Genomic DNA, 22,532 nt, shown 5'->3' with positions numbered 1-22,532 from the left:
TCGTCGTCAGAATTGACCGGGCGGAAGCTTGAAGATGTCCGGGCTCTTGGCGTCGGCGACGTAGAACAGCAACAGTCCCGTCGGCGTGAGCACGCGCTGATTGTTCTCCTTGGTCTCGAAGGTCCCCTGGAGCAGGAGGATCACCGAGCGGTCCTTGGCGTCGCTGCCGCGGAACATCACGATGCCCCCGTTGACGGGCATGTTGACGGCGATGGAGTCGGCCTTGAAACCTTCGTTGAGGAAGTGGGCGCGCAGGATGTTGGCATTGGAGAACAGCTTTTCCGGCGTCATCGCCGAATCCGTCGCCTTCGACCAGACCGCGCCGACCTGGATCAGCGACTTCGATTTGTAGCCGAACACGTAGGACAGCTCGGCGGTGCCGCCGTTGGGCAGCAACTCCGGCACCGGAAGCAGCACGCTGTGCGTCAGCTCGGCGGGATTGTCCTGGGTCTTGATCGCCTCAGGCTTCGCGGCAAAGTCCTTGGTTATCGCGGCGCGGACATCGGCTTCGCTCATTCCGAATTTTGCAGAGCGGAAACCGTCGATCGCCTTGCCCTCGCCGCTCGGCGTCTCGGCCGCGGGCGGCGCGGAGCTCGCGCCGGCGCTGGTGCCGGCGGCGACCGCCTTCGGCGCCGGGGCCGCCTTCTGTTTCGCGGGGGCCGGAGTCGTTGCGCCCTGCGCGACGGCCGGAGCAGCCGCAAGGCACGAAAGGAATCCGCTGAGCACCAGGAAAGACGAAATTCTGCGCATCTCTAACCTTCAAAAAACGACGTCGACCGAAGCCCGAAAAAGCGAAAATCAAGAAACCGTCGGTCTCCCGGAACTGCCGTTGGGACCACGCACAAATGCTGCGACGCCACAAAAGGCTACGCCGACTGGAGATCCGGCTCGGGCGCGGCGAGTCTTCAGCAACGAAGCAGCAACACAGCGATACGGTATTCGGCTGCTCAAAGCTGCGAATGCGCGTTCACAAGTGCCTATTTTCATCAATTGTGATCGCTGGGCTTTCGGGCTATGCACGCGATGAGAAATCACCGCGCCCTCACGTTCATGACCGAGCCATTTGCTCGCAAATCCACCTCAATGACGATCGACCGCCGCGCTTTCATCCGCCTCGCTGGAGCGTCCGCCGCGGGATGGTCCATGCTCGGCGCATCCGAGCGGGTGCGAATCGTCGCGTCGCTGGTGGGGCTACCCCTGTCGGACACACTGACGCGCAGGGCGCCGGAGATCGCAAATTCGCGGACGAGTGCACTCATCCAGGGCATGTACGAGCGTGGCTGGGTCGAAGGGGTCAATATCCGCTACGAGATCCGGTCGAGCTTCGGCGGACCGGAGAACAGGGCGACCGCGGTCAAGGAATTGCTCGAACTCAATCCCGACGTGATCCTGACCTCTTCGACGGTCGAAACCGCCGCCATGATGGCCGCGACCAAGACAATCCCGATCATATTCGCGACCGCCAACGACCCCGTCGGCAACGGTTTCGTCGAAAGCCTGACGCGTCCCGGCGGCAATGTCACGGGTTTTACCAGCAGCACACCCGAGATGGGCGGCAAATGGCTGGAGCTGCTGCGCGAGGCAGCGCCGCAGATCGAGCGCGTCGGCGTGCTGTTCAATCCAAAATCCACGCCGCGCGCGGGCCGCTTCTATCTCGACTCGATCCAGAGCGAAGCTGCGGCGACGGGCGTGACGGCCACGCCCGTGCCGATCACCGAGCCCAGTGCGATCGACGAGGCCATACGCGCCTATGCTGGCGCGCCGGCCGCCGGAATGATCGCGCTGGTCGACCCCTTCCTCGTGATCAACCGCCTGGCCATCGTCGACGCGGCGGCGAAATATCGCGTGCCGATGATCTATCCCTTCCACTACTTCATCGACGCCGGCGGGTTGATGAGTTACGGCGCCTCGCTCGAGATCCGCTCGGCCGACTACATCGACCTCATCCTGCGCGGCACCAAGGCGGGCGATCTGCCGGTGCAGTCGCCGCGAAAATACGAGCTGTTGATCAATCGCAAGGTTGCTGAAACGCTCGGGTTGAAGCTGCCCGCCAGCCTGCTCGCGCGCGCCGACGAGATCCGCGAGTGAACGAGACGAACGACGAGGGACGTGCGACCCCGCCTCCCAGCCGGCTGTTCCGGAAATATCTCTACTCCTTCGTAGCACTCGCCTTCGCCGCGCTCGCTGTCAACACCACGCTCGACGTCTGGTTCTCGTACCGGGAGCAGAAGCAGCTTCTGGCCGCCATCCAGCGCGAGCAGGCGTCCTCCGCCGCCATCCAGATCGGACAGTTCATCAGTCAGATCGAGAGCCAGCTCAGATGGATGTCGCGCCTGCCCCCGGACCTGTCGGCGCGTGAAGACATTCGCCTGAACGCGATCCGCCTCTTGCGCCTGTCCCCGGCCATCGCCGAAATCGCTCAGCTCGATTCACGCGGCCGCGAGCAGGTGCGCGTGTCGCGCCGCGTCGCGGACAGGATCGGCAGCAATGAGGATCTATCGGCTTCGCCGGCGTTCGGCGCCGCACGGGCGAGCGGGGTCTATTACGGACCGGTGTATTTCTTCGGCGAGACCGAGCCGTTCATGACGCTCGCCGTCAGCGGCATCGGAAACGAACCCGACGTGGTGGTCGCCGAGGTCAATTTGCGCTTCATCTGGGACCTCGTCGCCCGGATCAAGGTCGGTAACACCGGCAAGGCCCATGTGGTCGACCGCAAGGGGCAACTGATCGCGCATCCGGATCTGTGGCCGGCGTTGCGTCAGACCGACCTCACCGCCGATCCGGACGTCAAGAGCGCACTCGCCGGCATCGCTCCGCCCGCGGGCGGGCTGGTGAAGGAGGATCTGTCGCGTCAGCAGGTGCTGTCGACCTACGCAACCGTCGCCCCGCTCGGCTGGCTGGTGTTCGTCGAGCTGCCGCTCAGCGAGGCCTATGCACCGATCTACGCCTCGATCGGACGTTCGGCGTTCCTCCTCGTCGTGCTGCTGGGTTTTGCGGTGCTCGCCGCGCTTCTGCTCAGCCGTCGCATGATCGTTCCGATCCGGATGCTGACGCAAGGCGCACGGCGGATCGGCAGCGGCGATCTCGAGCAGCGGCTCGCGATCAAGACCAATGACGAGCTGGAAGCGCTCGGTGACCAGTTCAACCGGATGGCCGCGCATCTGCGCGAGTCCTACGCGACGCTCGAACGCAAGGTGACTGAGCGGACCGCCGAGCTCGAAAAGGCCCGCGACCAGGCGCTCGCGGAGCACAGCGCGGCCGAGCGCGCGCGCCGCGCCGCCGTGCACGCCAACGAAACCAAATCACGCTTCCTCGCCGTCGTCAGCCACGAGCTGCGCACACCGCTGAACGGTGTCGTCGGCGTGCTGCAGCTGCTCGACGACGGCAGCCTCTCGGAGACGCAGCGGCGCTCGCTGGCGACCGCGGCAACGTCGGGCGAAACGCTGATCGCGCTGGTCGATGCGATCCTGGAATATGCCCGCCTCGAAGCGAGCACCGAGGCGCTGGAACAACGCGATTTCCGCCTCTATCAGCTGGTCGAAGCCGCCGCCGAGCTGATGCGCCCGCAGGCGCAAGCCAAGGGGCTCGCGTTCAACCTGTCGTGCGATGCGGGCGTGGACGCCTACGTGCATGGCGATCCGGTGCGGCTCAACCGCGTGCTGCTCAACCTCATCGGCAACGCCGTAAAGTTCACCCCGAAGGGCACCATCGACCTGACGGCCTCCGTCGTACCGCATGACGGCGCACTCCTGCTCCGCTTCACCGTCGCCGATACCGGAATCGGGATCGCACCCGACATGCACGAGCGCATCTTTGAGGATTTCGTGCAGGCGGACGACAGCATCGCCCGGCGCTTCGGTGGCACCGGCCTTGGTCTTGCGATCGCGCGCCGCCTCACCCGCCTGATGGGCGGCGAGTTGACGGTGGAGAGCGCACCCGGCTCGGGCAGCACCTTCCATCTCGCGGTGCCGCTCGAGCCGGCCCAGCACGGGGCCGCCGCGCGCGTTGCGCGCGACCCGTCCCGCTCCTTCCGCGTGCTGCTGGTCGACGACGATCCCGTCAACTGCGAGATCGGCGAGGCCATGCTGCGACGGCTCGGCCATCGCCCGACGGTTGCGCGCAACGGCTCCTCTGCCGTCGCGCTTGCCGCCAGCGAGCCGTTCGACATCATCCTGATGGATCTGCACATGCCCGACATGGACGGCGTGGCGGCGGCAACCGAGATCCGGAAGCTCAACTTGCAACCCGCGCCGCGGATCATCGCGCTGACCGCCGACGTCTCAAAGGGCGCGCGCGAACGTCTCGCGGGCGCCGGGATCAACAAGATCCTCGGCAAGCCCCTGCTGCTCAACACGTTGCGCGACGCGATCGACAGCGACCGCGACGAGGCGTCGGTGACGGCGCGGCCGGCCGCAGGCGCGCTGATCGACCAAAACTATCTCCGCGACCAGACGGAGCTGCTGGGAGCCGCACAGATCGCAAAGCTGCACGGCCTGCTGGAGCGCACCGGCGAAACGCTCATCGGCGAGATCACGAAGGCCACCGAGGCCGGCGACCGCGGACGGCTCGCGCGGTCCATGCATCAGCTCGGTAGCGCCGCCAGCGCGCTTGGTCTGGTTCGCCTGTCCGAGCGTTGCAGCGAGTTGGAGCTGTCCGTTACGTCGGTGCCGGCTGCCGAGTGCCAGGCGGCCGCAAGTGAAGTGGCGACGCTGCTCGAGGCTTCGTTGCGAGCGCTCGGCCGATTGCTCCAGCCGTCCTAGAGCCCTTTTTCCGTTCCGATGGAAGCGGAAACGGGGCTCTAGATTCTTGTTCTGACGCGTTTTCCTGACGCGAACCGGTATCCACTTCGCTTGAAAACGCTATGGCCCCGCTCACTCATCCAGCACGAGCTTGTAGCCGACGCCGGTCACCGTCGCGATCACCGGACGCCCGCTGCGGCTGACCAGCTTGCGGCGCAGCCGCGCCACGAGCGCATCGACCGTGCGGATGTCCACTTCCGCGTGCCGGTTGCTGATGACCTCGATCAGATATTCGCGGCTCAACGCCCGCCCGCGTGCATCGACCAGCGCGCCCAGAAGATCGAACTCTCCGCGCGTCAGATTGATCTGCACGTCCTCCGGTGCGGTCAGCTCGCGGCGCACGAGATCGATGGTCCAGTCGCGAAAGCGGATGGTCGAAGCGGCGGCGGGCACCGGGCCGTCGGATGTGCGCCGGCGTAACAGCGATCGCGACCGCGCCAGCAGATCGCGCAGGTTGATCGGCTTTGTGACGTAGTGGTCACCGGCGGCTTCCAGTCCGCGAATGCGGTCCGCGTCCGAGTTTCGGCGCGTCACGAAGATGATGCCGACCTGGCTTCCGGCGCGGATCTCCTGCGCCAGCTCGATGCCGTCGCCGTCGGGCAGTTGGATGTCGACGAACAGCAGATCGGGCGCCTGGTCGCGCAAGAGCTCGCGGCAACGTTTGCAGCTATCGACGATCGTGACGTCGAATTCATGCTCGGAAAAATAGGCCGCGATCATCTGGCCGGTGACCGGATCATCTTCCAGCACCATCAACTGCTGACGGCGCGTCGGCGCGATGTTTGAGAGTAACGACAAGACCTGTCCACTCGAATGGGAGAGCCGCAGTCCCGCCGCCCGGAGGGGGCTCGCGGCTTTGCTTGCGGGCAACAGCATCATAGCGCAAACCCGGGCGAAGGAAACGGCGCTCCCCCTCCTCAATTTCTTCCGCCTTGTGAATTGGTTACTTGACATCCCCGGCATGCCCGGCAGCCCGTATTGACGGCCCGCCGTCCCGTCGGCATAGGATGAACAAACAGCGATCAGACTCGCACAAGGTTTCCCGGTCATGAAGACTGCGCTTGTCATCGGCGGCGGCGTTGCGCGCAGAGAGCTCGCCGGCAATGCCTCGAACCCCCGTTGCGTCATCGCTCTTCGTCAATCCTGCTCGAACGAATCCCGGTAGTCCACACGCAGCGCCGGATCCTGATCCTGCTTGCGAAGCACGGCATTGCCAACGACAAGCATGTCGATCTCGCAGCCCATGAAGCAACGGAACGCGTCTTCCGGCGTGCAGACGACCGGCTCGCTGCGGATGTTGAAGCTCGTGTTCACCAGGATCGGGCAGCCGGTCAGCGCGTGAAACCGGCTCACCAGCGCATGGTAGAGCGGATTGGTCTCGCGATGAACAGTCTGGACTCGCGCCGAATAGTCGACATGCGTGATTGCCGGAACCGTCGAACGCACCACGTTCAGCTTGTCGATCCCGAACAGCGCCTGCTCTTCGGTCGTCATCGTCTTGCGATGCTGCTCGGCAACGGTGGTGACGAGCAGCATATAGGGGCTGTCGACGGCGAGATCGAACCATCGCGGCGCATGCTCGCGCAGCACCGACGGCGCGAAGGGGCGAAAGCTTTCACGATACTTGACCTTGAGATTGAGGGTCTTCTGGGTCGCCGGATTGCGCGGATCGGCGAGGATCGAGCGGTTGCCGAGCGCGCGCGGCCCGAACTCCATGCGTCCCTGGAACCAGCCGACGGCCTGGCCGTCGGCAAGGGCTCCGGCCACGGTCTCCAGCATCGCCTCCTGATCGAGCGAGGTGAAGCGCGCGCCGGCGGCCGTCAGCCTGCGCTCGATCTCGTCCTGGTCGAAGGACGGACCGAGATAGCCGCCCTTCATCGCATCGAGCGGTCCTTGCACGGTACGCTCGCCGCCGCCCTGAAGATGAAAGGCTGCGAGCGCCGCGCCGAGTGCGCCGCCGGCATCGCCCGCCGCCGGCTGGATCCAGATATTGTCGAACCGCCCCTCGCGCAGCACCTTGCCGTTGGCGACGCAGTTGAGCGCGACGCCGCCGGCGAGGCAGAGATTGCGGCACTCCGTCTCGCGCGCGACATCCGCGGTGAGGCGCAGGACCGCCTCCTCCAGCACCGCCTGGACCGACGCCGCCATGTCCATATGCCGCTGCTCGAGCAGCTCGTGCGGCTGCCGCGGCTTGCCGCCGAACAGCGCATCGAACCGCGCATTGGTCATGGTGAGACCCGTGCAATAGTCGAAATAGTCGAGATTGAGCCGGAACGAGCCGTCAGGCTTGAGATCGATCAGATGGTCGCGGATCACCTGCACGAAGCGCGGGGTGCCGTAGGGCGCCAGCCCCATCAGCTTGTACTCGCCGGAATTGACACGGAAGCCGGTGTGATAGGTGAAGGCGGAATAGAGCAGCCCGAGGCTGTGGGGGAAGTGAATTTCCTTGTGGATGGCAAGCTGCCGCCCATCCCCGATCGCCACCGCGGTCGTGGCCCACTCCCCGACCCCGTCCAGCGTCAGCACGGCCGCCCGCGCAAAGGGCGACGGGTAGAAGGCCGAGGCGGCATGGCTGAGGTGGTGTTCGGAAAACAGCAGCCGGTTCTCCCAGTCGAAGCCGGGCTCCTCCCGCTTGAGCTCGCCGACCAGCAATGGCTTCTGGAACAGCTTCTCGCGCAGCCACAGCGGCAGAGCCATGCGGAACGAGGCAAAGCCCCGCGGCGCGAAGCTGACATAGGTTTCGAGCAGACGCTCGAATTTGAGGAACGGCTTGTCGTAGAAGGCGACGCGATCGACCTTATCGAGGCCGATGCCGGCCTGTTCCAGGCAATAGGCGATCGCGTTGCGCGGATAGCGCGCATCATATTTTTTGCGCGTGAACCGCTCCTCCTGGGCGGCCGCGACGATCTCGCCGTCGTCGACGAGGGCGGCGGCACTGTCGTGGTAGAACGCGGAAATCCCAAGGACGCGCAAGCTGCCCGTCCCCGCTCAGAAGAGCGTATAGATGAAGGGCGCCACCGCCGACCCCTTCGTCAACACGATCAGCGCGCCGAACAGCGCCATCATGATGAAGATGGGGAGAAGCCAGTATTTCCTGCGCGTCCGCAAGAAGCCCCAGAATTCAACGACGAAGGATTTGATCATCAGTACTGGTTCTTCAATGTGTCCGGCGCGGGGCCGGCGGGATTGCGCCTGATCCAATAGCTGTCGGCGTCGGGCTGGAACCGGAGGCGCAGCGGGTCCTTTCCCGCCCATCGCATCAACAGGCCGATCGGGGTGATGCAAAGGTAGAACAGCATCGCAAGGACGACGGGGCTCACGATCGCGGCCAGCAGCAGGCCCAGACGCGCCCAGAGCCGGTTCACCGGCCCGAGCAGACCCGGTGCAGCCAGGGCGGTGGCGCCGAATATGGCGGCGGCGCCGCACCACCATGGCCAATGCTGGCTGCCACGCAAGAAACCGATTGCGCCGATCAGCGCCAGGATGCCGGCCATGACCAGGCCGAAACTGCGGTCAGAGGACAGCTCGACCGCCTCCTCGCGATCGAAGCTTTCGTGCAGCCCACCAGGGCGGTCCTGCGCCATCGTCCCCCCTTCAAGCCGCTCGGCCCGGCGGTCATGCCTATGGCGTGCATCTTAGGCCGCTCCGCAGCGAGGGCAATATGCAGACCCGCGCGATTTGAGACTACGATGCGGTGACAGGTCCTCCTCGTCCAGGCGCGTCAAGTATGCCCTGCCAAAGGTCCGAAATTAGCCGCGGAACGAATGGCGCAGACGACGCCAGCCGATCACGATACCGGTCAGCGAGAACAGCAAGCCGAACGTGCAAAGGCCGACGACCAAGGCGCTGCGGATGGCCGGGTGCGCGATCAGGATCGGAAAATCCAGCGTATGCAGCGCGCCGTAGAGCCAGCGATAGGCGCGGCGCGAGGCGTCCCATCGCTGCAGCACGCGACCATCGGCGCCGTCGATGTCGAACCAGACCTCGCCGCATCTGGCGCGATAGACCGGAGCACCGGGCATCGTCGATCGCGCCGGATAGTCATCGTCTGCGGCCAACACCGATGGCATACCGCAGCCGCTCGCCAAACGCGCCGCCCATTCCTGAATTTCAGCGGAGCCAAGCGATCCCGTCCGATCGCCCAGCTCCTCGCCCGCCCTGAACATGACCTGCCCGTCGAGGCTGATCCGGTCCCGGCGATAGAACTTGCCATCAAACACGAACCATTCGTTCTCGCGCGCAGACGGCGAAATGGCGCGCCAGGCGATCGATGAAACGGCACGCCAATCCAATTGCGGCATCGCCGCGTCCGTCTCGGCCGGGGTCAATTCTCCGCGCGAGAACAGGCGTCCATGATCCATGGAGAGCCAGCCGCTCAAGATCCAGGTCAGGACGAAGGCCGTCGCGATCACGCCCGTGACGTGATGCAGCGCATGCCAGCCGCGATAGGGCGAGAGCGCCGTCCCCCGCCCGATCCTGACGCGCACGAACCCGAGCACCGCACCCAGCACTGCTCCGATCAGGGCAAGCAGCGACAGCGTCCACACCACGCGATCCCAGAGCGCCCAGTTGCTCCTGAGGATCGTCGGATAGATCCAGTGCAGGACACTGCCGACAAGATTCCAGGCCCGTTCACCCCGCGCAGTTTCGAGCACCACCTCGCCGGTGACCGACGAGACGTAAACGTCCGTTCCCCTGATATCACCGAGTGCGACACGAAACAGTGGGCGATGACGATCAAAGCCGTTTGGCACGCTCCATTGATCGTAGTCTGCGAGCTGGATGACCGACGCGCGAGAAGCATCCAACCCGCGCCGTCCGGCGTGATCTCTCGCCACGACGAGCGCGATATCGGGCGAGGTCACCGCGGCATCGGCGCCGTCGGACGCGCGGACCGCGCGCAGCCGCGATGCACCCGACACGACATAGGCCGGACCATCGCTGCGCTGGACAAGGCGGACCCGCATTGCGTCCGCGATCCCGCTGGCCTGGACGGCCTCCACAGGACCGATCGCCACGCGCGCAATGTCGACCGGCGCAAGGCCGGCAAAACGCTCCGCGTCCGCGAGCGCGGGAAACGGAACGAAGTGCATGACGATGCCGGTCGCAAACCACATCGCGAACAAGAGGCAGAACGCGATGCCCAGCCAGCGATGGAGGAAGACGACCGCGCCCATGCGGTCAAATCACCATTTGAACGCGGCCGACACCTCATAGGTGCGGGGCGCGCCGAGCAGGATCTGGTCGGGATAGAAGGGATCGCCCCAGATCGCGTAACGCTTGTCGGTCACGTTGCGCACGCGGAAGGTCAGTCGAGTCTGCGCGACGGAGCTAAGCACTGATCTTGGGATGTCCACGAAGGCGTAGAGGTCGGCCACGGTATAGGCGTTCATCGTCACCGTGTTCGCATCGGTGTTGTAGCGGTCGCCGACGTGACGACCGACCACGCCGAGCTCGACCGGCCAGGGCGTGAAGAACCGGTACGCCGCGCCGGCATTGGCGACGATGCGCGGCACGTTCGGCGGCGTGTTGCCGGAGAACGAGCCGCCGGCAAAATTGTAGTCGGCATAGCGCGCATCGACATAGGCGATGTTGCCCCAGAGACGCAGGGCATCGGTGACGCGCACCGCGCCTGCAAGCTCCACACCCCTCGATTCCTGCCGTCCAGCGATGTTGAGCAGCATGCCGCCTGCCGCGGCATAGACGTTCTTGCGCTCGATGTCGAAGGCGGAGAACGACCACTCCGCCCGGTTGTCCCAGAACAGATGCTTGATGCCGGTCTCATAGGTGCGCGACGTCGTGAGATCGAGCGGCTGCGTGGGCAAGAGCAGGAAGATATTGTTGGCGGAGACGTCGGCGCCGGTGGCGTACTGGCTGAAGAAGGTCAGGCCGGGCACGGCCTCCCACGTGTAGCCGACGCGGCCGGTGACGGGCGCCCAATCTTTCGTGAACGGGAAGCCCGCTTTCACAAGCCCGGCGGGGTCGGTTGAATTGCGATCGAGCCCGATATGCTCGACGCGCAGGCCGCCGACCAGCGCGAAAGTCCGCGTCAGCTTCAGCCGGTCTTCGAACGACACCGCCTCGTTGTCGATACGTGCGGTCTGCTGCTTCGTCGTGAGCGAGCCGTAGTAGCCGCGGACTGGATCGACCAGCGAGACATAATCAGACGGAAAGTTCGCCGTGCCCGGCCTGACGAAGTCGAGGTAGCTCGACGAAACCGTCGTGACCAGGCGGTTGTCGAAGCCAGCGATGTTAGCATCCCAGATCAGGTCGGTGATGTTGCCGACAAGACGCTGGCTGTGCGCGACATAGAAGCGCTCGCGATATACTTGGTTGTTTGTGGAATCGAACGCCTCGATCTCATTGTTGAACCAACTGCGCTCGGCACCGTAACCATAGGCCTGGCTCTTCAGCGTCAGGTCAGGCGCCAACTTCAGCTCAAAGCCGCCGCGCAGCCACACCTCCTTCGCAACGTTGCGATTGTCGAGGACGTTGTAATTGGTGTTGAAGGTGCGGTCGTCGATCGTGACGGCACCAAGGTCGGTCCTGTTGAAGTAGTTGCCGGAAACAATACCGCTCGTCGCATGCGAGCCGGCGAAGGCGATCGGCACCAGCGGCACGCCCCAATAGGCTTTTGAGCGATCCTCCCGGTATTCGATCGCGCCCCAGATCTTGAGATTGTCGGTTACCCGGTAGTTGAGCTGGCCGGACACGTCCAACGTCTTGGTGCCGGTATCGTCGGCAAAGCCGTTGAGCGAGGAACGGCTGATGTCGAAGCGATAGTCGAGCCCCTGAACGTTTGTGCTGCCGCCCGAGCCATAATAACTGCGTAACGAATTCAGGGAATCATAGGAGAAATAGGCCTCGTTCCGGATCGGACCGGTGTGCGGCTGCTTGGTGACGACATTGACCGCGCCGCCGCTGGCGCCCTCGCCCGACATGACCGAGGCCGGGCCCTTCACGAATTCCACGGCCTCGAGATTGGCCGTATCCATGACGCGCGACGTCATGTTCTGCGGGCCGATCTTGATGCCGTTGTAGAGCGTATTGATCTGGCTGTTGGTGAAACCGCGCATCGAAAAGGCCGCAGGCTCGGCCGGATTGTCGCCGGAGGTGACGCCGACCGCGCCTTGCGCGACTTCCGACGTGGTTCGATAGCCCTGCTCGCGCATGGTCTCAGCCGAGATCACCTCGACGGTTGCCGGGATTTCGTGCACGGTCAGGCCGAGGCGCGAGGCACTTTCAGCCACCACATTGGTGTTGAGCGGCGTCTGCGCGGGCTGGTCGCCCGGCTTGGGGGCCGTCGCCGGCGATGCGGTCCGATGAGCCGCCGCGCGCCGGGCGCCGCGCTCGGCGCGGCCGGCGGGCCTCGCCTGCTTGCGCTTCTGGTCGGGGCGCGGGGCAATCTCGACGGGCGGCAATTGCTCGCGCGGGCCCGCCTGTTGGGCGAAGACGGCGGAGATGTCGATGGCAGCAAAGGAAGAAAGGACGCCGGATGCGAGCAAAAAGCTGCGCGGCCGGCCGGCACGACGACGAGACATGGCTGAGACCTCGGTATGACGTCAGTGGCACGTCACAGCGAACCAGGTCTCAACCTTCGGCTTGTGAAGCCTCAGGAGAAGCCGAATGTCTGTACTCCCCGACCGACATCTTCGCGTGTGACCACGGCTGACGGCAGGTCTCCTGGCTTGCGGGTCGTTACCTTGCATCGCCTTCCCGGGACCGAGATGCCCAGTGGCCATTGACGCAAGATTCTCCGCTCACAGTTGCGGGGGCAGCTACGGCATTGAGGACAAGTCTCCAAAGACTCAGCCTCGCACCGCATTCCCTTTTCATCCCCTTACGGGGAAACCGTCGGAGCCATCTAGGATTAAGACGAAGGTGGAGTCAATGTGCAGTTCCAGTTCGTGTCGCAGCGATTGACAACCGGTCGGCCACGAGGGCAATCGCAAAGTACGCGGCATCTCTGCCGCTCATGGAGACGTTGAAATGGAAGGGGACGCCTTCCTTTGGATGGTGCGTCATGCCGTCGTCGACGGCATCGCGGGGACCATCCATGCATCGGACGCGCCTGCTGATCTCAGCGACCGGACACAACTTGACGCGCTCCGCCGGCATCTGCCGCCGGATGCGGCGAGCTATGCCAGCCCCTCACGGCGTACCGTCGATACGGCGCGTGCGATCGGACTCGATCCGGTCCTCGTCGGCGAATTTCGCGAGCAGGATTTTGGCGACTGGACCGGACGGCGCCACGACGATCTTGCCGCGACCGGCGGGGATGAATACGCGACCTTCTGGAACGAGCCCGCTCGCTCGCGACCGCCGCGCGGCGAAAGTTTTGAAGACCAGATCGCCAGGGTTCGACGAGGACTGGATCGGATCGCAGCCGGTCCGGCCGCGCTCGTGGTGCATTCCGGCACCATCCGCGCAGCGCTCTCCATCGCGCTCGACCTCACGCCCGAGGCCGGCTTGCGCTTCGTCATCAACCCGCTCTCGCTGACCCGGATAGACCGTCTGTCGAAGGGCTGGCGCGTGGTGTCGGTCAATCAGCGGCTCGGCTAAACCGCCGGACGATCCGGCACGTTGGCTTGGGCAAACGTCGCCATGCCGTTGTGCAAGGCGCAGGCAAGCCGCACCAGCGGCAATGCGATTGCCGCGCCTGATCCTTCGCCGAGCCTGAGATCCAGGCTCACCAGCGGCTGCGCGTTGAGGGCACGGAGGACCAGGCGATGCCCCTGCTCTGCCGATTGATGCGACGGCAGGAGATAGGACTGGCACGACGGATTGAGCCGTACGGCCGCGAGCGCCGCAACCGAGACGATGAAGCCGTCGACGAGAACCGGAATGCGCCGCTGCGCAGCCGTGATGATTGCGCCAGTGATCGCCGCGATTTCGAGACCGCCGACCGTGCACAGGATTTTTTCGGCGGACGCACCCGCAAGGTCATGGCGCGCTAGCGCCGCTTCGATCAGCCGCGCCTTGCGGGCCCGGCCGGCGGCATCGACGCCGGTGCCGTGGCCTGCGATCTCCTCCGCGCTCACGCCGAGGAGCGCGGACGCAATGGCCGCTGACGTCGTGGTGTTGCCGATCCCCATCTCGCCGAAGATGAAGAGATCAGGCGCTCCGGCCTCCGCGCGCAACACCGCACGCTTCCCGCATTCGAAGGCGAACGCCAGCTCATCGGGCGCGAGTGCCGCCTCCACGCTGAAATCGCGGCTGCCGCAACGCGGCTTGTCCGTGACGATATCAGGCAGCGGCGATTGCGCCAGCGTGCCGGCGTCCACCACCTCGAGGCTCGAACCCAGCTCCCGCGCCAGCACGGAAATTGCAGCCCCGCCCGCCGCAAAATTGGCCAGCATCGCGATCGTCACCTCCTGCGGATAAGCGGAGACGCCCTGCGCGACGATGCCGTGATCGCCGGCAAAGATGACGATCGGCACGCGCTCCGCGCGGGGCCGTTCGGTTGCCTGCAGGCCTGCGAGATCGACCGCCACTTGCTCGAGCCTGCCAAGCGCACCGGCCGGTTTTGTGAGTTGCGCCTGCCGCGCCAATGCCGCCTCGCGGTGGACGGCCGAAACGCCGGGGCATTTTTGGGTGACCCAATCAGGGAGCATGTCGTTTTGCCTTTATATGACGCTGTGGCCGCCTCACGGCCTGCGCTTGAGAATGTAGCTGTCCATGATCCAGCCATGACGTTCGCGCGCGGCCTCGCGGGCCGCGACAATCCGCGGACTGACCTCGGCAAGCGCCCCGGACATGACGATCTCATCGGACATGCCGAGATAGGCGCCCCACCAGATATGCAGCCCTTTGGGCTCCAGCGACTGAAAAGCCGTGCCGCCATCGAGCATCACGACGACGGTGTCGGTACCCTCGGGCCAGCCGCCCTCCCGCAGCCGCCGGCCAGTCGTGACCAGAAACGGCTCGCCGATGTCGTTCAGCGGCAGCGCATGCGCCGCGCACAGGGCCTGGATCGACGTGACGCCGGGGACCACCTCAATCGCCGGCGGCGGATCAAGCCGCCGCGCAATGCGCAGCGAGGAATCGTACAGCGACGGATCGCCCCAGATCAGCAATGCGACGCGCCCCGCAGCTCCAAGATGGGTTGCGATCTCCTGCGACCAGGTCGCGGCGATCGCGTCGTGCCAGTCATCGACGCCCCTGCGATAGTCCGCATCCCCGGCATCGCGCACCGGCAGGTCGAACTCGGCGATCCGCGTTGCCGCGTTCGTCAGCACCTCGGCGCAGATCGTTCGCCGCAACTCGGCGAGATCGGATTTCGCCGTTCCCTTGCGCGGAATGAGGATCAGGTCGGCAGCGTTGATCGCGCGGACCGCGGCCAGCGTGAGCTGGCCGGGATCGCCGCAGCCGATACCTATCAAGGAGAGCGTCAACATACTCTGGACGAAGGGCGGCCCTGGCGACCGCCCCTCAACCTCGTCGCTACGCCGCGTGATGCAGGCGCGGCGTGACCAGGCCGTCGGCCGTGACGCCGCGCAGCGATTTCGCCAGCGCGAGCACGGCAAGATCGGCCAGCGGCTCGATCACGATGACGAGCGCGTAGGATCCCGCGAACGTCGCGATGTTGGCGAGATTGGTGGCACCAAAACCCGCGCCATAGATCGCCCAGAAGGCGACCCACGCCACGATGCCGGACTGGTAGGCGGTGGAGAGCGCCAGCGCCTGGCGATATCTGAGGTCTACATAGGCAGTGTTGCGCGGAATGATGCGCTGGGCGAGCGCCTGGATCGCGAACAGCGGCACCAGCAGCGTCGTCACGTTCATGCCGTATTGCGGCAGGTCGGTCGGCACGAAGAACAGGCCTTGCAGCAGGAGGCCGAACGCCAGCCCGAGCGCGGCGGGCGCAGCACCAAACAACAAGAACAGCGTCGAGCCGAGGATGAAGTGCACCTCGGAGACCCCGACGCGGAAGTGCGGCAAGATCTCGAAGAAGGAAAACACCAGTGCCGTCGTCACGACCGTGCGAACGAGGAACGACGAAACGCCCTGCTCGCGGACAGCGTCGACCGCAAGCTTGAGTGCAACGCCGCCCGCGGCAATGCCCGTCGCATAGCTGAGCACGAGCTTTGCGCCCGTCACGATTTCCGGTTCGATATGCATGGCTTCAGGTCCTTCCTGCCGTCTTCGACGGCCTTGGCTTCAAGAAATTGGCGAGAACGGGTTGCAGCATCATGGCCGGTAGTCTCCGGCCAGCGCGCCGAACAGGATGACGGCCGCCGTCGTCGCCGCGCCGCCGCGCGCGAGCTGCTCGGCAAGCTCGGCAACGGTCGTGCGCACGAGCCGTTCGTCGGGACGGCCGAGCGATTCCGCAAGCAGCGCCGGCGTGTCGGGCGCAAGGCCGTGCTCGATCAGTTTTGCGGCCAGCACAGGGAATGTGCGGCGCCCCATATAGACCACGGTGGTCGCGTCCGCATCCGCCAGCGCCGGCCAGTTCAGATCCGCAGGCAACTCGCCGGTGACATCGGCGCCGGTGATGAACTGGACCCGGCGCGAGGTGTGGCGCCGCGTCAGGGGAATGCCGGCCTGCGCGGCCGCGGCGCAGGCCGAGGTGACGCCGGGAATGATCTCGTAGCTGATGTTTGCCGCGCGCAGCGTCTCGATCTCCTCCTCGAGCCGGCCGAAAATGCCGGCATCGCCCGATTTGAGGCGGACGACGCGCGCACCGGTCGCGGCGTAATCGACGAGAAGCCGGTTGACATGCTGCTGCTTGGTCGAGGGACGGCCCGCACGTTTTCCCACCGCCACTAGACTGGCGTCGGAGCGCGCGAGATCGAGGATCTTGCCGGAGGCAAGATCGTCATAGAGCACGACATCGGCTTCGCGCAGCCGCGCGGCCCCCTTCAGCGTCAGGAGGTCAGGATCGCCGGGACCGGCGGAAATGAAGGAGACGAAGCCGCTCACCGGTCCTCCGCAATCAGATGGAAGAACGTACCAGTTGCGCGGCCGCGCCGCGAGCCCGTTTCGGCGACGATCGCGCCGGTCGCGTCGCGCACCACCGCCAGCGGCGTGTCCGGCTGCGCGACGATCGTCGAGTAATGAAACTCGTGGCCACGCAGGCGCGCACCGGCCGGGTGACCCGGCATCGGCGCGGCAAGTTCCGCAAGGCGGTAGCCGAGATGCATGCGGCGCTTGGCAAAGCTGGTCTCGAGGCCGAGCAGCCCAATCATCTCGTGACGCGCGCCCTCGGCGTCGGTCAGGGCGGTACCGAGCGCCATGTAGCCCCCGCATTCGCCATGCACTGCCTTAGTCTCGGCGAAGGCCCGCAGCTCGCGGCGAAACCGCGTGTTGGCTGCGAGCCGGCCGGCGTGCAGCTCGGGATAGCCGCCGGGCAGCCAGCAGACGTCGGCGCCGCTATCTGGACCTTCATCGGCGAGCGGAGAGAAGATGGAGATTTCGGCACCGGCCGCGCGCCAGGCTTCGAGCATGTGCGGATAGACGAAGGAGAATGCCGCGTCGCGTGCCAGCGCGATGCGCTGACCGGGCGGCGTGGCGTGACGCCCAGCCGGCACCTGCGGCGGTGACCACGCGCCGGCGGATCGCAACACCGCGTCGAGGTCGACATGGGCGGTGACAAAGCGCGCGGCTTCGGCGATGAGCGCACCGACCTCCGCCTGCTCCTCGGCCTGCACCAGGCCGAGATGCCGCTTGGGCAACGCGATCTCGGCATGACGCGGCAACGCGCCGAACACGGCAATGCCTGAAGCCTCCATGGCGCGGCGCACGAGGTCCTCGTGCCGCGGGCTCGCGACGCGATTGAGAACGACGCCCGCGAGGCGCACGCCTTTGCGAAAATCGCGCAGGCCCGCGGCGATGGCGGCGGCGGTCTGCGCCTGGCCGGAGGGATCGATCACCAGCAGCACCGGCCAGCCCATCATGTCAGCGATGTCAGCGCTCGCGCCGGTGCCGGCACGACCGCGCGCGGCGACGCCATCGAACAGGCCCATCGAGCCTTCGGCAAGCACGAGATCCGCATCCGCGCCGCGCGCGACCAGACCCGCGATCGTCGCGCGATCCATCGCCCAGCTGTCGAGATTGACGGAGGCACGTCCGGTCGCAACCGCATGAAAGGCGGGATCGATATAATCCGGGCCGCTCTTGAAGCATTGCACCTGCATACCGCGATCGCGGCAGGCGCGCGCGAGCGCCAGCGTCAGCGTCGTCTTGCCGACGCCGGAGGCCGGCGCAGAGATGACGAGGCCCGCGGTCATTTGGTCGTCTCCGGAAAGCGCGGCGCGGCCCCAACCGGGCGGTAGCGGCGATCGTAATCCGCGGCATAAAGACGGCTCTCGGCAAATTCCTCCGAACCCAGGGTGCGGCCGACCAAAATGAGCGCGGTGCGTTCGAGCTCGGCACTGAGTGCGGCATCGAGGGTAGCGAGCGTTGCGCGCACGATGCGCTGGTCGGGCCAGCTCGCGCGCCAGACGATCGCGACGGGACATTCGGCGCCGTAATGCGGGGTGAGCTCAGCGACGACCTTGTCGAGCATGTGAATTGAGAGGTGGATGGCGAGCACTGCACCGGTTGCGGCGAACGCCGCGAGCCGTTCGCTGTCCGGCATCGCGCTGGCCCGGCCCGAGGTGCGCGTCAGCACCACCGATTGCGCCAGGCCCGGCAGCGTCAGCTCGGCCTCGAGCGCGGCAGCGGCAGCCGAGAACGCGGGAACGCCGGGTGTGACCGAATAGGGAATCTTCAGCGCGCGCAGGCGGCGCAACTGCTCGCCCATCGCCGACCAGATCGAGAGATCGCCGGAATGCAGCCGCGCGACGTCCTTCCCTTGTGCATGCGCGGCGGCGATCTCGGCAATGATCTCGTCGAGCGACAGCGGCGCGGTGTTGACGATCCGCGCGCCCGGCGGGCAATGCGCCAGCACGCCCGCCGGCACGAGCGAGCCGGCATAGAGGCACACCGGACAGGCCGCGATCAGGTCGCGGCCGCGCAAGGTGAGCAGATCAGCGGCGCCCGGTCCGGCGCCGATAAAATGCACCGTCATTCGCCGTCTCCTTCCGCAATCGCCGCGGTCGCCGTTCGGTCCTTCGAGACGGCGCGCGTCGCAACCAGCCGCGCGTCCCGGCCGGCGGCCGCAAGTGCTGCGGCCTCGGCCACCGATCCTGTGCCGAACGCGTCTTTGATACGTTCGGATTGCGTTGGCGTCGCGATGCCGGCCAGTCGTTCAACCGGGATCGCCTTGACCGGCAGGCCGAGCTCGCGCGCCAGCGACACCAGAGCGCAACCGTCCGCCTTGTCGTCCACAGTTGCGATCGCCGCGAGACCTTCGGCGCCGCCTGCGGCTATCAGCGCCTCGCGCAGCGAAGCGACCGTCACATCGCGTTTGAACCCAAAACCTGCGACCTTCATCTGATAGCACTCCACTGCACGACGGGCCGCACCGCTTCCCACGACCGATAACGGCCTAGCGGCGCGGCGTGCGCGATGTCGACCCGCATCAACTCGCCGCCGTGACGGCGGTGCAGCTCCGTCAGAAGCGCCTCTGTCTCCAGCGTGACGCTGTGCGCCACCAGTCGCGTCCCAGTCGCGATGCGCGACCAGACGGATTCGAACAGCGTGACATCCAGGCCGCCGCCAATGAACACCGCGCCTGGCGCCGCGAGGCCCGAGAGCGCGTCCGGCGCCGTCCCCTCGATCACCGTGATCCGATGCGCCAGGCCAAATGTCAGGGCATTGCGATGGATATTCGCGACGCGGTCCGCGCATGCCTCGACCGCGACAGCCGTTCCCCCACACAAGGCCCACTCCACGGAGATCGAGCCGGAGCCGGCGCCGACGTCCCACAAACTCTCGCCGGGACGCGGCGCGAGTGCCGACAGCGCCAGCGCGCGCATCGGCCGCTTGGTGATCTGGCCATCATGCGCGAAGAGATCGTCAGATAGACCCGAACTTCGCGCGAGCCCACGTGGCCCCCTCGCCTCCAGCGCGACCGCGACCAGACTCTCGCCCGGCTCTGCCGCGTAGCTGTCGGCGCGATACTGACTGACGGCTTCGCGGGGGCCACCGAGCGCGATGAGGGTCCATATCGACGATGCGCCCCAGCCATGGCGCGACAGCCAGTTCGCGAGATCGCCGGCAGCCTTGCCGTCACGCACGAGGCATATGATCCGCGCGCCCTGCGCCAGATGCGGCACCAGGCGTTCGAAGGGTGCGGCGTGAAGACCGAGGCAAACGATGGTCTCGAGGCGCCAACCCAGCCGCGCCGCCGCGAGCGAAAATGTCGAAGGCGCGGAATGTGCGATCCACTCGCCCGCATCCAGCTTCTCCGCCAGCGCTCCACCAACGCCATGCCAGAATGGATCGCCGGAGGCTAGCACGGCTGTCGGACGGCCGCGGCAGCCGAGCACGCTCTCCGCGTCGAATGGCACGGACCATGCCCGGCCGCGTTCGGCAACACCCGCGAGCGCGAGATGCCGCTCGCCGCCAAAGATGGTTTCAGCGTCGCGCAGCGCCTTTCGGCTTGCTTCCGACAGCCCCGCAAGGCCATCTTCGCCGATGCCGATGATCGTCAACCAGGGACTAGCCATGCGCGCCCTCATTCTGGGCGGAACAGCCGATGCCAACCAGCTCGCAACCAGCGTTGCGCGCGCGGGCCTCGACGCTGTTTATTCCTATGGCGGACGCACCCGCGCGCCGGCCGACCAGCCGCTGCCCACGCGCATCGGCGGGTTTGGCGGCCCGCGCGGCCTGGCCGGTTATATTCGCGAGGCCGGCATCACGCATGTGGTCGACGCGACGCATCCCTTCGCGGCCGAGATGAGCCGCAACGCCGTTGCAGCCTGCACCGAAACCGCTACGCCCCTGCTGGGGCTCGAGCGCGCGCCATGGACGCGGACGGACGGAGACAACTGGATCGAGGTCGCCGATCTCGACGCCGCCGTCGCGGCGCTGCCGGAATCGCGAACGCGCGTGTTCCTTGCGATCGGCCGACAGCATATCGCGCCGTTCGGCGCCAGGCCCCAGCACACTTACACGCTGCGGTTCGTCGATTCGCCGGAAGGCCCCTTGCCGTTCCAGGCCGATCTCATCGTGTCGCGCGGCCCGTTCACACTCGACGCCGAACTCGAGATGATACGCGCACGCGGCATCGCATGGATCGTCGCCCGCAATTCCGGCGGCGACGGCGCGCGCGCCAAGATCGACGCCGCGCGCACGCTCGGCCTGCCCGTCATCCTGATGTCGCGGCCAACGCTGCCCGACCGGTTGCGGGTGGAGAGTGTGGCCGAGGTCATGCAATGGCTCGGTCATCGGACCTGCCTCGGCGCATAGACAAAGCGGCCGACGCGGCGCGTCGACGAATTGCCGACGATCACCAGCGTCCGCATGTCGGCCATCTCCGGCCTCGCATCGCGCAAGCTGACCGTCTCGATCCGCTCCTCGGGCGTGCTGACTGCGCGTGCGAAGATCGCAAGCCGTTCTCCGCAGCCGGCCTCGTTCAGGATCTGCAAGGCACGAGCAAATCCCTCGGGCCGGCTCGCCGAGCGCGGATTGTACATCGCGATAGCGAAATCGGCTTCAGCGGCAAGCCGCAGCCGCTTCTCGATCACAGTCCACGGCTTGAGATTGTCGGAGAGGTTGATCGCGCAAAAATCATGGCCGAGCGGCGCGCCGGCGCGCGCGGCCGCGGCCAGCATCGCGGTCACGCCGGGCAGGACGCGGATGGACAGCGCCTGCCATTGCGACTTCTCTTCGAGCGCCTCGAACACGGCCGACGCCATTGCAAAAACGCCGGGATCGCCTGAGGACACCACAACGACGTGGCGGCCGTCGGAGGCCAATCGCAACGCCGCGCTTGCGCGTTGCAGCTCGACGCGATTGTCCGAGGGATGCAGCGTGAGGCCTTCACGCGGCGCCACGCGCGCGACATAAGGCCCATAGCCGACGATGTCGGTCGCGGCCGCGAGCGCGGCGGTGACCTCCGGCGTGACCATGGCGTCATCGCCCGGTCCAAGTCCCGCGATGGTCAGCGTGCCCGTCATTCGGTCGCCTCGCTCCGCCCCTGCCCGTGCACCAGCACGATCGCAAAATAGGGGCATTCGGCAGCATCGACGTCGACCAGCCGCGCGACGCGTTCGCCGGGCATGGTGCCGCGCTCGACCAGCCAGGCATCGGCGAGGCGGCCCGCGGAAGCGAGCGCGCGGCGCACTTTTGCCAGGTTGCGTCCAGTCTTCATGACGACGAGCGCATCGGAGTTGCGCATGCGCTGCTCGAGCTCGTCTTCGGCGAGCGTGCCCATCAGCACCGTCGTCACGTCGTCGCCCAGCGCGATCGGCCGCCCCACGGCATTCCAGCAGCCCGCCATGCCGGGAATGCCGGCGATCACCTCGATCTCGACGCGTCCCTGCAGGCGCGTGTGCAGATGCATGAAGGAGCCGTAGAAGTAGGGATCGCCCTCGCAGAGCACGACGACATCGACGGCGCGCGCCAGCCGCGCAAGACGTTCGGCCCATTCGTCGTAAAAACCCGCAAGCAGCCGGATGTAATCGGGATGATCGAAGGCGATCTCGGTCGTGACGGGATATTCCATCGGGTATTCGCAGACGTCGGCCGCCAGCATGCCCTCGACGATGCGCCGCGCCTGGCCGGGGCGTCCCTTCTTGCGGAAATAGGCGACATGCCCTGCCGCGCGCACCGCGCGATCGGCACGCACGCTCATCAAATCAGGATCGCCGGGCCCGAGGCCGCAGCAGATGATACGGCCCATCG

At 66.3% G+C, this 22,532-nt stretch carries 21 protein-coding genes and 1 riboswitch; of the genes, 4 read left to right on the top strand and 17 right to left on the bottom strand.

Annotated elements, in window-relative coordinates:
• Positions 1 to 6: 6 nt before the first annotated feature.
• The gene (locus tag JQ632_RS12370; RefSeq protein ID WP_212402592.1) at positions 7 to 750 is read right to left on the bottom strand and encodes a hypothetical protein; all 744 of its coding nucleotides are present in this window, start codon (positions 748 to 750) and stop codon (positions 7 to 9) included.
• Between the two features lie 300 nt (positions 751 to 1,050).
• Between JQ632_RS12370 and JQ632_RS12365 the strand changes: the two genes are divergently transcribed.
• Positions 1,051 to 2,088 carry an ABC transporter substrate-binding protein gene (locus JQ632_RS12365; RefSeq protein WP_212402591.1) on the top strand — a complete coding sequence of 346 codons (1,038 nt, stop codon included), beginning with the start codon at positions 1,051 to 1,053 and terminating at the stop codon, positions 2,086 to 2,088.
• Entirely contained in the window at positions 2,085 to 4,760 is a 2,676-nt protein-coding gene (locus tag JQ632_RS12360; RefSeq protein WP_212402590.1) for a hybrid sensor histidine kinase/response regulator, read from the top strand. Before JQ632_RS12365 ends, JQ632_RS12360 begins: the two co-directional genes overlap by 4 nt.
• A gap of 111 nt (positions 4,761 to 4,871) precedes the next feature.
• Here JQ632_RS12360 and JQ632_RS12355 read toward each other — a convergent pair whose 3' ends face one another.
• The 6 genes from JQ632_RS12355 to JQ632_RS12330 form a co-directional block, all read right to left on the bottom strand.
• Complete coding sequence (locus JQ632_RS12355; protein WP_312015600.1) at positions 4,872 to 5,597, bottom strand: response regulator transcription factor; 726 nt, start codon at positions 5,595 to 5,597, stop codon at positions 4,872 to 4,874.
• Between the two features lie 339 nt (positions 5,598 to 5,936).
• Positions 5,937 to 7,772 carry a carbamoyltransferase gene (locus JQ632_RS12350; RefSeq protein WP_212402588.1) on the bottom strand — a complete coding sequence of 612 codons (1,836 nt, stop codon included), beginning with the start codon at positions 7,770 to 7,772 and terminating at the stop codon, positions 5,937 to 5,939.
• A gap of 15 nt (positions 7,773 to 7,787) precedes the next feature.
• On the bottom strand, positions 7,788 to 7,943 hold the full coding sequence (locus JQ632_RS12345) for a DUF5989 family protein (protein WP_212402587.1): 156 nt from the start codon (positions 7,941 to 7,943) through the stop codon (positions 7,788 to 7,790).
• Complete coding sequence (locus JQ632_RS12340) at positions 7,943 to 8,383, bottom strand: SxtJ family membrane protein (RefSeq protein WP_212402586.1); 441 nt, start codon at positions 8,381 to 8,383, stop codon at positions 7,943 to 7,945. The genes JQ632_RS12345 and JQ632_RS12340 overlap by 1 nt, the downstream gene beginning before the upstream one ends.
• A 165-nt stretch (positions 8,384 to 8,548) precedes the next feature.
• Positions 8,549 to 9,976 (bottom strand): PepSY domain-containing protein, encoded by a 1,428-nt coding sequence (locus JQ632_RS12335; protein ID WP_212402585.1) that lies wholly within the window; start codon positions 9,974 to 9,976, stop codon positions 8,549 to 8,551.
• A 9-nt stretch (positions 9,977 to 9,985) separates the two neighbouring features.
• Positions 9,986 to 12,340 (bottom strand): TonB-dependent siderophore receptor, encoded by a 2,355-nt coding sequence (locus tag JQ632_RS12330; protein WP_212402584.1) that lies wholly within the window; start codon positions 12,338 to 12,340, stop codon positions 9,986 to 9,988.
• Positions 12,341 to 12,454: 114 nt separating this feature from the next.
• Positions 12,455 to 12,670, bottom strand: a riboswitch (cobalamin riboswitch).
• Positions 12,671 to 12,788: 118 nt separating this feature from the next.
• On the opposite strand from JQ632_RS12330, the gene JQ632_RS12325 reads away from it, so the two are divergent.
• Positions 12,789 to 13,361, top strand: a complete 573-nt coding sequence (locus tag JQ632_RS12325; RefSeq protein ID WP_212402583.1) for a histidine phosphatase family protein — start codon at positions 12,789 to 12,791, stop codon at positions 13,359 to 13,361.
• On the opposite strand, the gene cobT is transcribed toward JQ632_RS12325, so the two are convergent.
• The 8 genes from cobT to cbiE all read right to left on the bottom strand — a co-directional run bounded on the left by cobT (position 13,358) and on the right by cbiE (position 20,353).
• Complete coding sequence (cobT, locus tag JQ632_RS12320; RefSeq protein WP_212402582.1) at positions 13,358 to 14,413, bottom strand: nicotinate-nucleotide--dimethylbenzimidazole phosphoribosyltransferase; 1,056 nt, start codon at positions 14,411 to 14,413, stop codon at positions 13,358 to 13,360. The genes JQ632_RS12325 and cobT overlap by 4 nt on opposite strands.
• A gap of 33 nt (positions 14,414 to 14,446) precedes the next feature.
• Entirely contained in the window at positions 14,447 to 15,196 is a 750-nt protein-coding gene (cobF, locus tag JQ632_RS12315; RefSeq protein WP_212402581.1) for a precorrin-6A synthase (deacetylating), read from the bottom strand.
• A 46-nt stretch (positions 15,197 to 15,242) separates the two neighbouring features.
• Positions 15,243 to 15,920, bottom strand: coding sequence for an energy-coupling factor ABC transporter permease (locus tag JQ632_RS12310; protein WP_212402580.1), 678 nt, complete (start codon positions 15,918 to 15,920; stop codon positions 15,243 to 15,245).
• Between the two features lie 69 nt (positions 15,921 to 15,989).
• Positions 15,990 to 16,721, bottom strand: coding sequence for a uroporphyrinogen-III C-methyltransferase (gene cobA, locus JQ632_RS12305; RefSeq protein WP_212402579.1), 732 nt, complete (start codon positions 16,719 to 16,721; stop codon positions 15,990 to 15,992).
• Entirely contained in the window at positions 16,718 to 18,028 is a 1,311-nt protein-coding gene (locus tag JQ632_RS12300; protein WP_212402578.1) for a cobyrinate a,c-diamide synthase, read from the bottom strand. The genes cobA and JQ632_RS12300 overlap by 4 nt, the downstream gene beginning before the upstream one ends.
• Entirely contained in the window at positions 18,025 to 18,810 is a 786-nt protein-coding gene (gene cobM, locus JQ632_RS12295) for a precorrin-4 C(11)-methyltransferase (RefSeq protein WP_212402577.1), read from the bottom strand. The genes JQ632_RS12300 and cobM overlap by 4 nt, the downstream gene beginning before the upstream one ends.
• Positions 18,807 to 19,175: a cobalamin biosynthesis protein gene (locus tag JQ632_RS12290; protein ID WP_212402576.1), complete on the bottom strand. Its 369-nt coding sequence runs from the start codon at positions 19,173 to 19,175 to the stop codon at positions 18,807 to 18,809. Before JQ632_RS12290 ends, cobM begins: the two co-directional genes overlap by 4 nt.
• Complete coding sequence (gene cbiE / locus JQ632_RS12285; RefSeq protein ID WP_212402575.1) at positions 19,172 to 20,353, bottom strand: precorrin-6y C5,15-methyltransferase (decarboxylating) subunit CbiE; 1,182 nt, start codon at positions 20,351 to 20,353, stop codon at positions 19,172 to 19,174. The genes JQ632_RS12290 and cbiE overlap by 4 nt, the downstream gene beginning before the upstream one ends.
• On the opposite strand from cbiE, the gene JQ632_RS12280 reads away from it, so the two are divergent.
• Positions 20,352 to 21,095, top strand: a complete 744-nt coding sequence (locus JQ632_RS12280; RefSeq protein WP_212402574.1) for a cobalt-precorrin-6A reductase — start codon at positions 20,352 to 20,354, stop codon at positions 21,093 to 21,095. The genes cbiE and JQ632_RS12280 overlap by 2 nt on opposite strands.
• Here the strand turns inward: JQ632_RS12280 and cobJ are convergent.
• Together cobJ and JQ632_RS12270 are read right to left on the bottom strand one after the other, a co-directional pair.
• A complete protein-coding gene (gene cobJ / locus JQ632_RS12275) occupies positions 21,071 to 21,805 on the bottom strand; it encodes a precorrin-3B C(17)-methyltransferase (RefSeq protein WP_212402573.1) in 735 nt (244 codons plus the stop codon). The genes JQ632_RS12280 and cobJ overlap by 25 nt on opposite strands.
• Positions 21,802 to 22,530, bottom strand: coding sequence for a precorrin-2 C(20)-methyltransferase (locus JQ632_RS12270; protein WP_212402572.1), 729 nt, complete (start codon positions 22,528 to 22,530; stop codon positions 21,802 to 21,804). Before JQ632_RS12270 ends, cobJ begins: the two co-directional genes overlap by 4 nt.
• Positions 22,531 to 22,532 lie beyond the last annotated feature (2 nt).

Origin of the sequence: Bradyrhizobium liaoningense (assembly GCF_018130955.1) — a bacterium.
Lineage (GTDB): Bacteria > Pseudomonadota > Alphaproteobacteria > Rhizobiales > Xanthobacteraceae > Bradyrhizobium > Bradyrhizobium liaoningense_C.
Note: the sequence above shows the minus strand (reverse complement) of the source record. Positions and strands in the feature narration are given on the sequence as shown.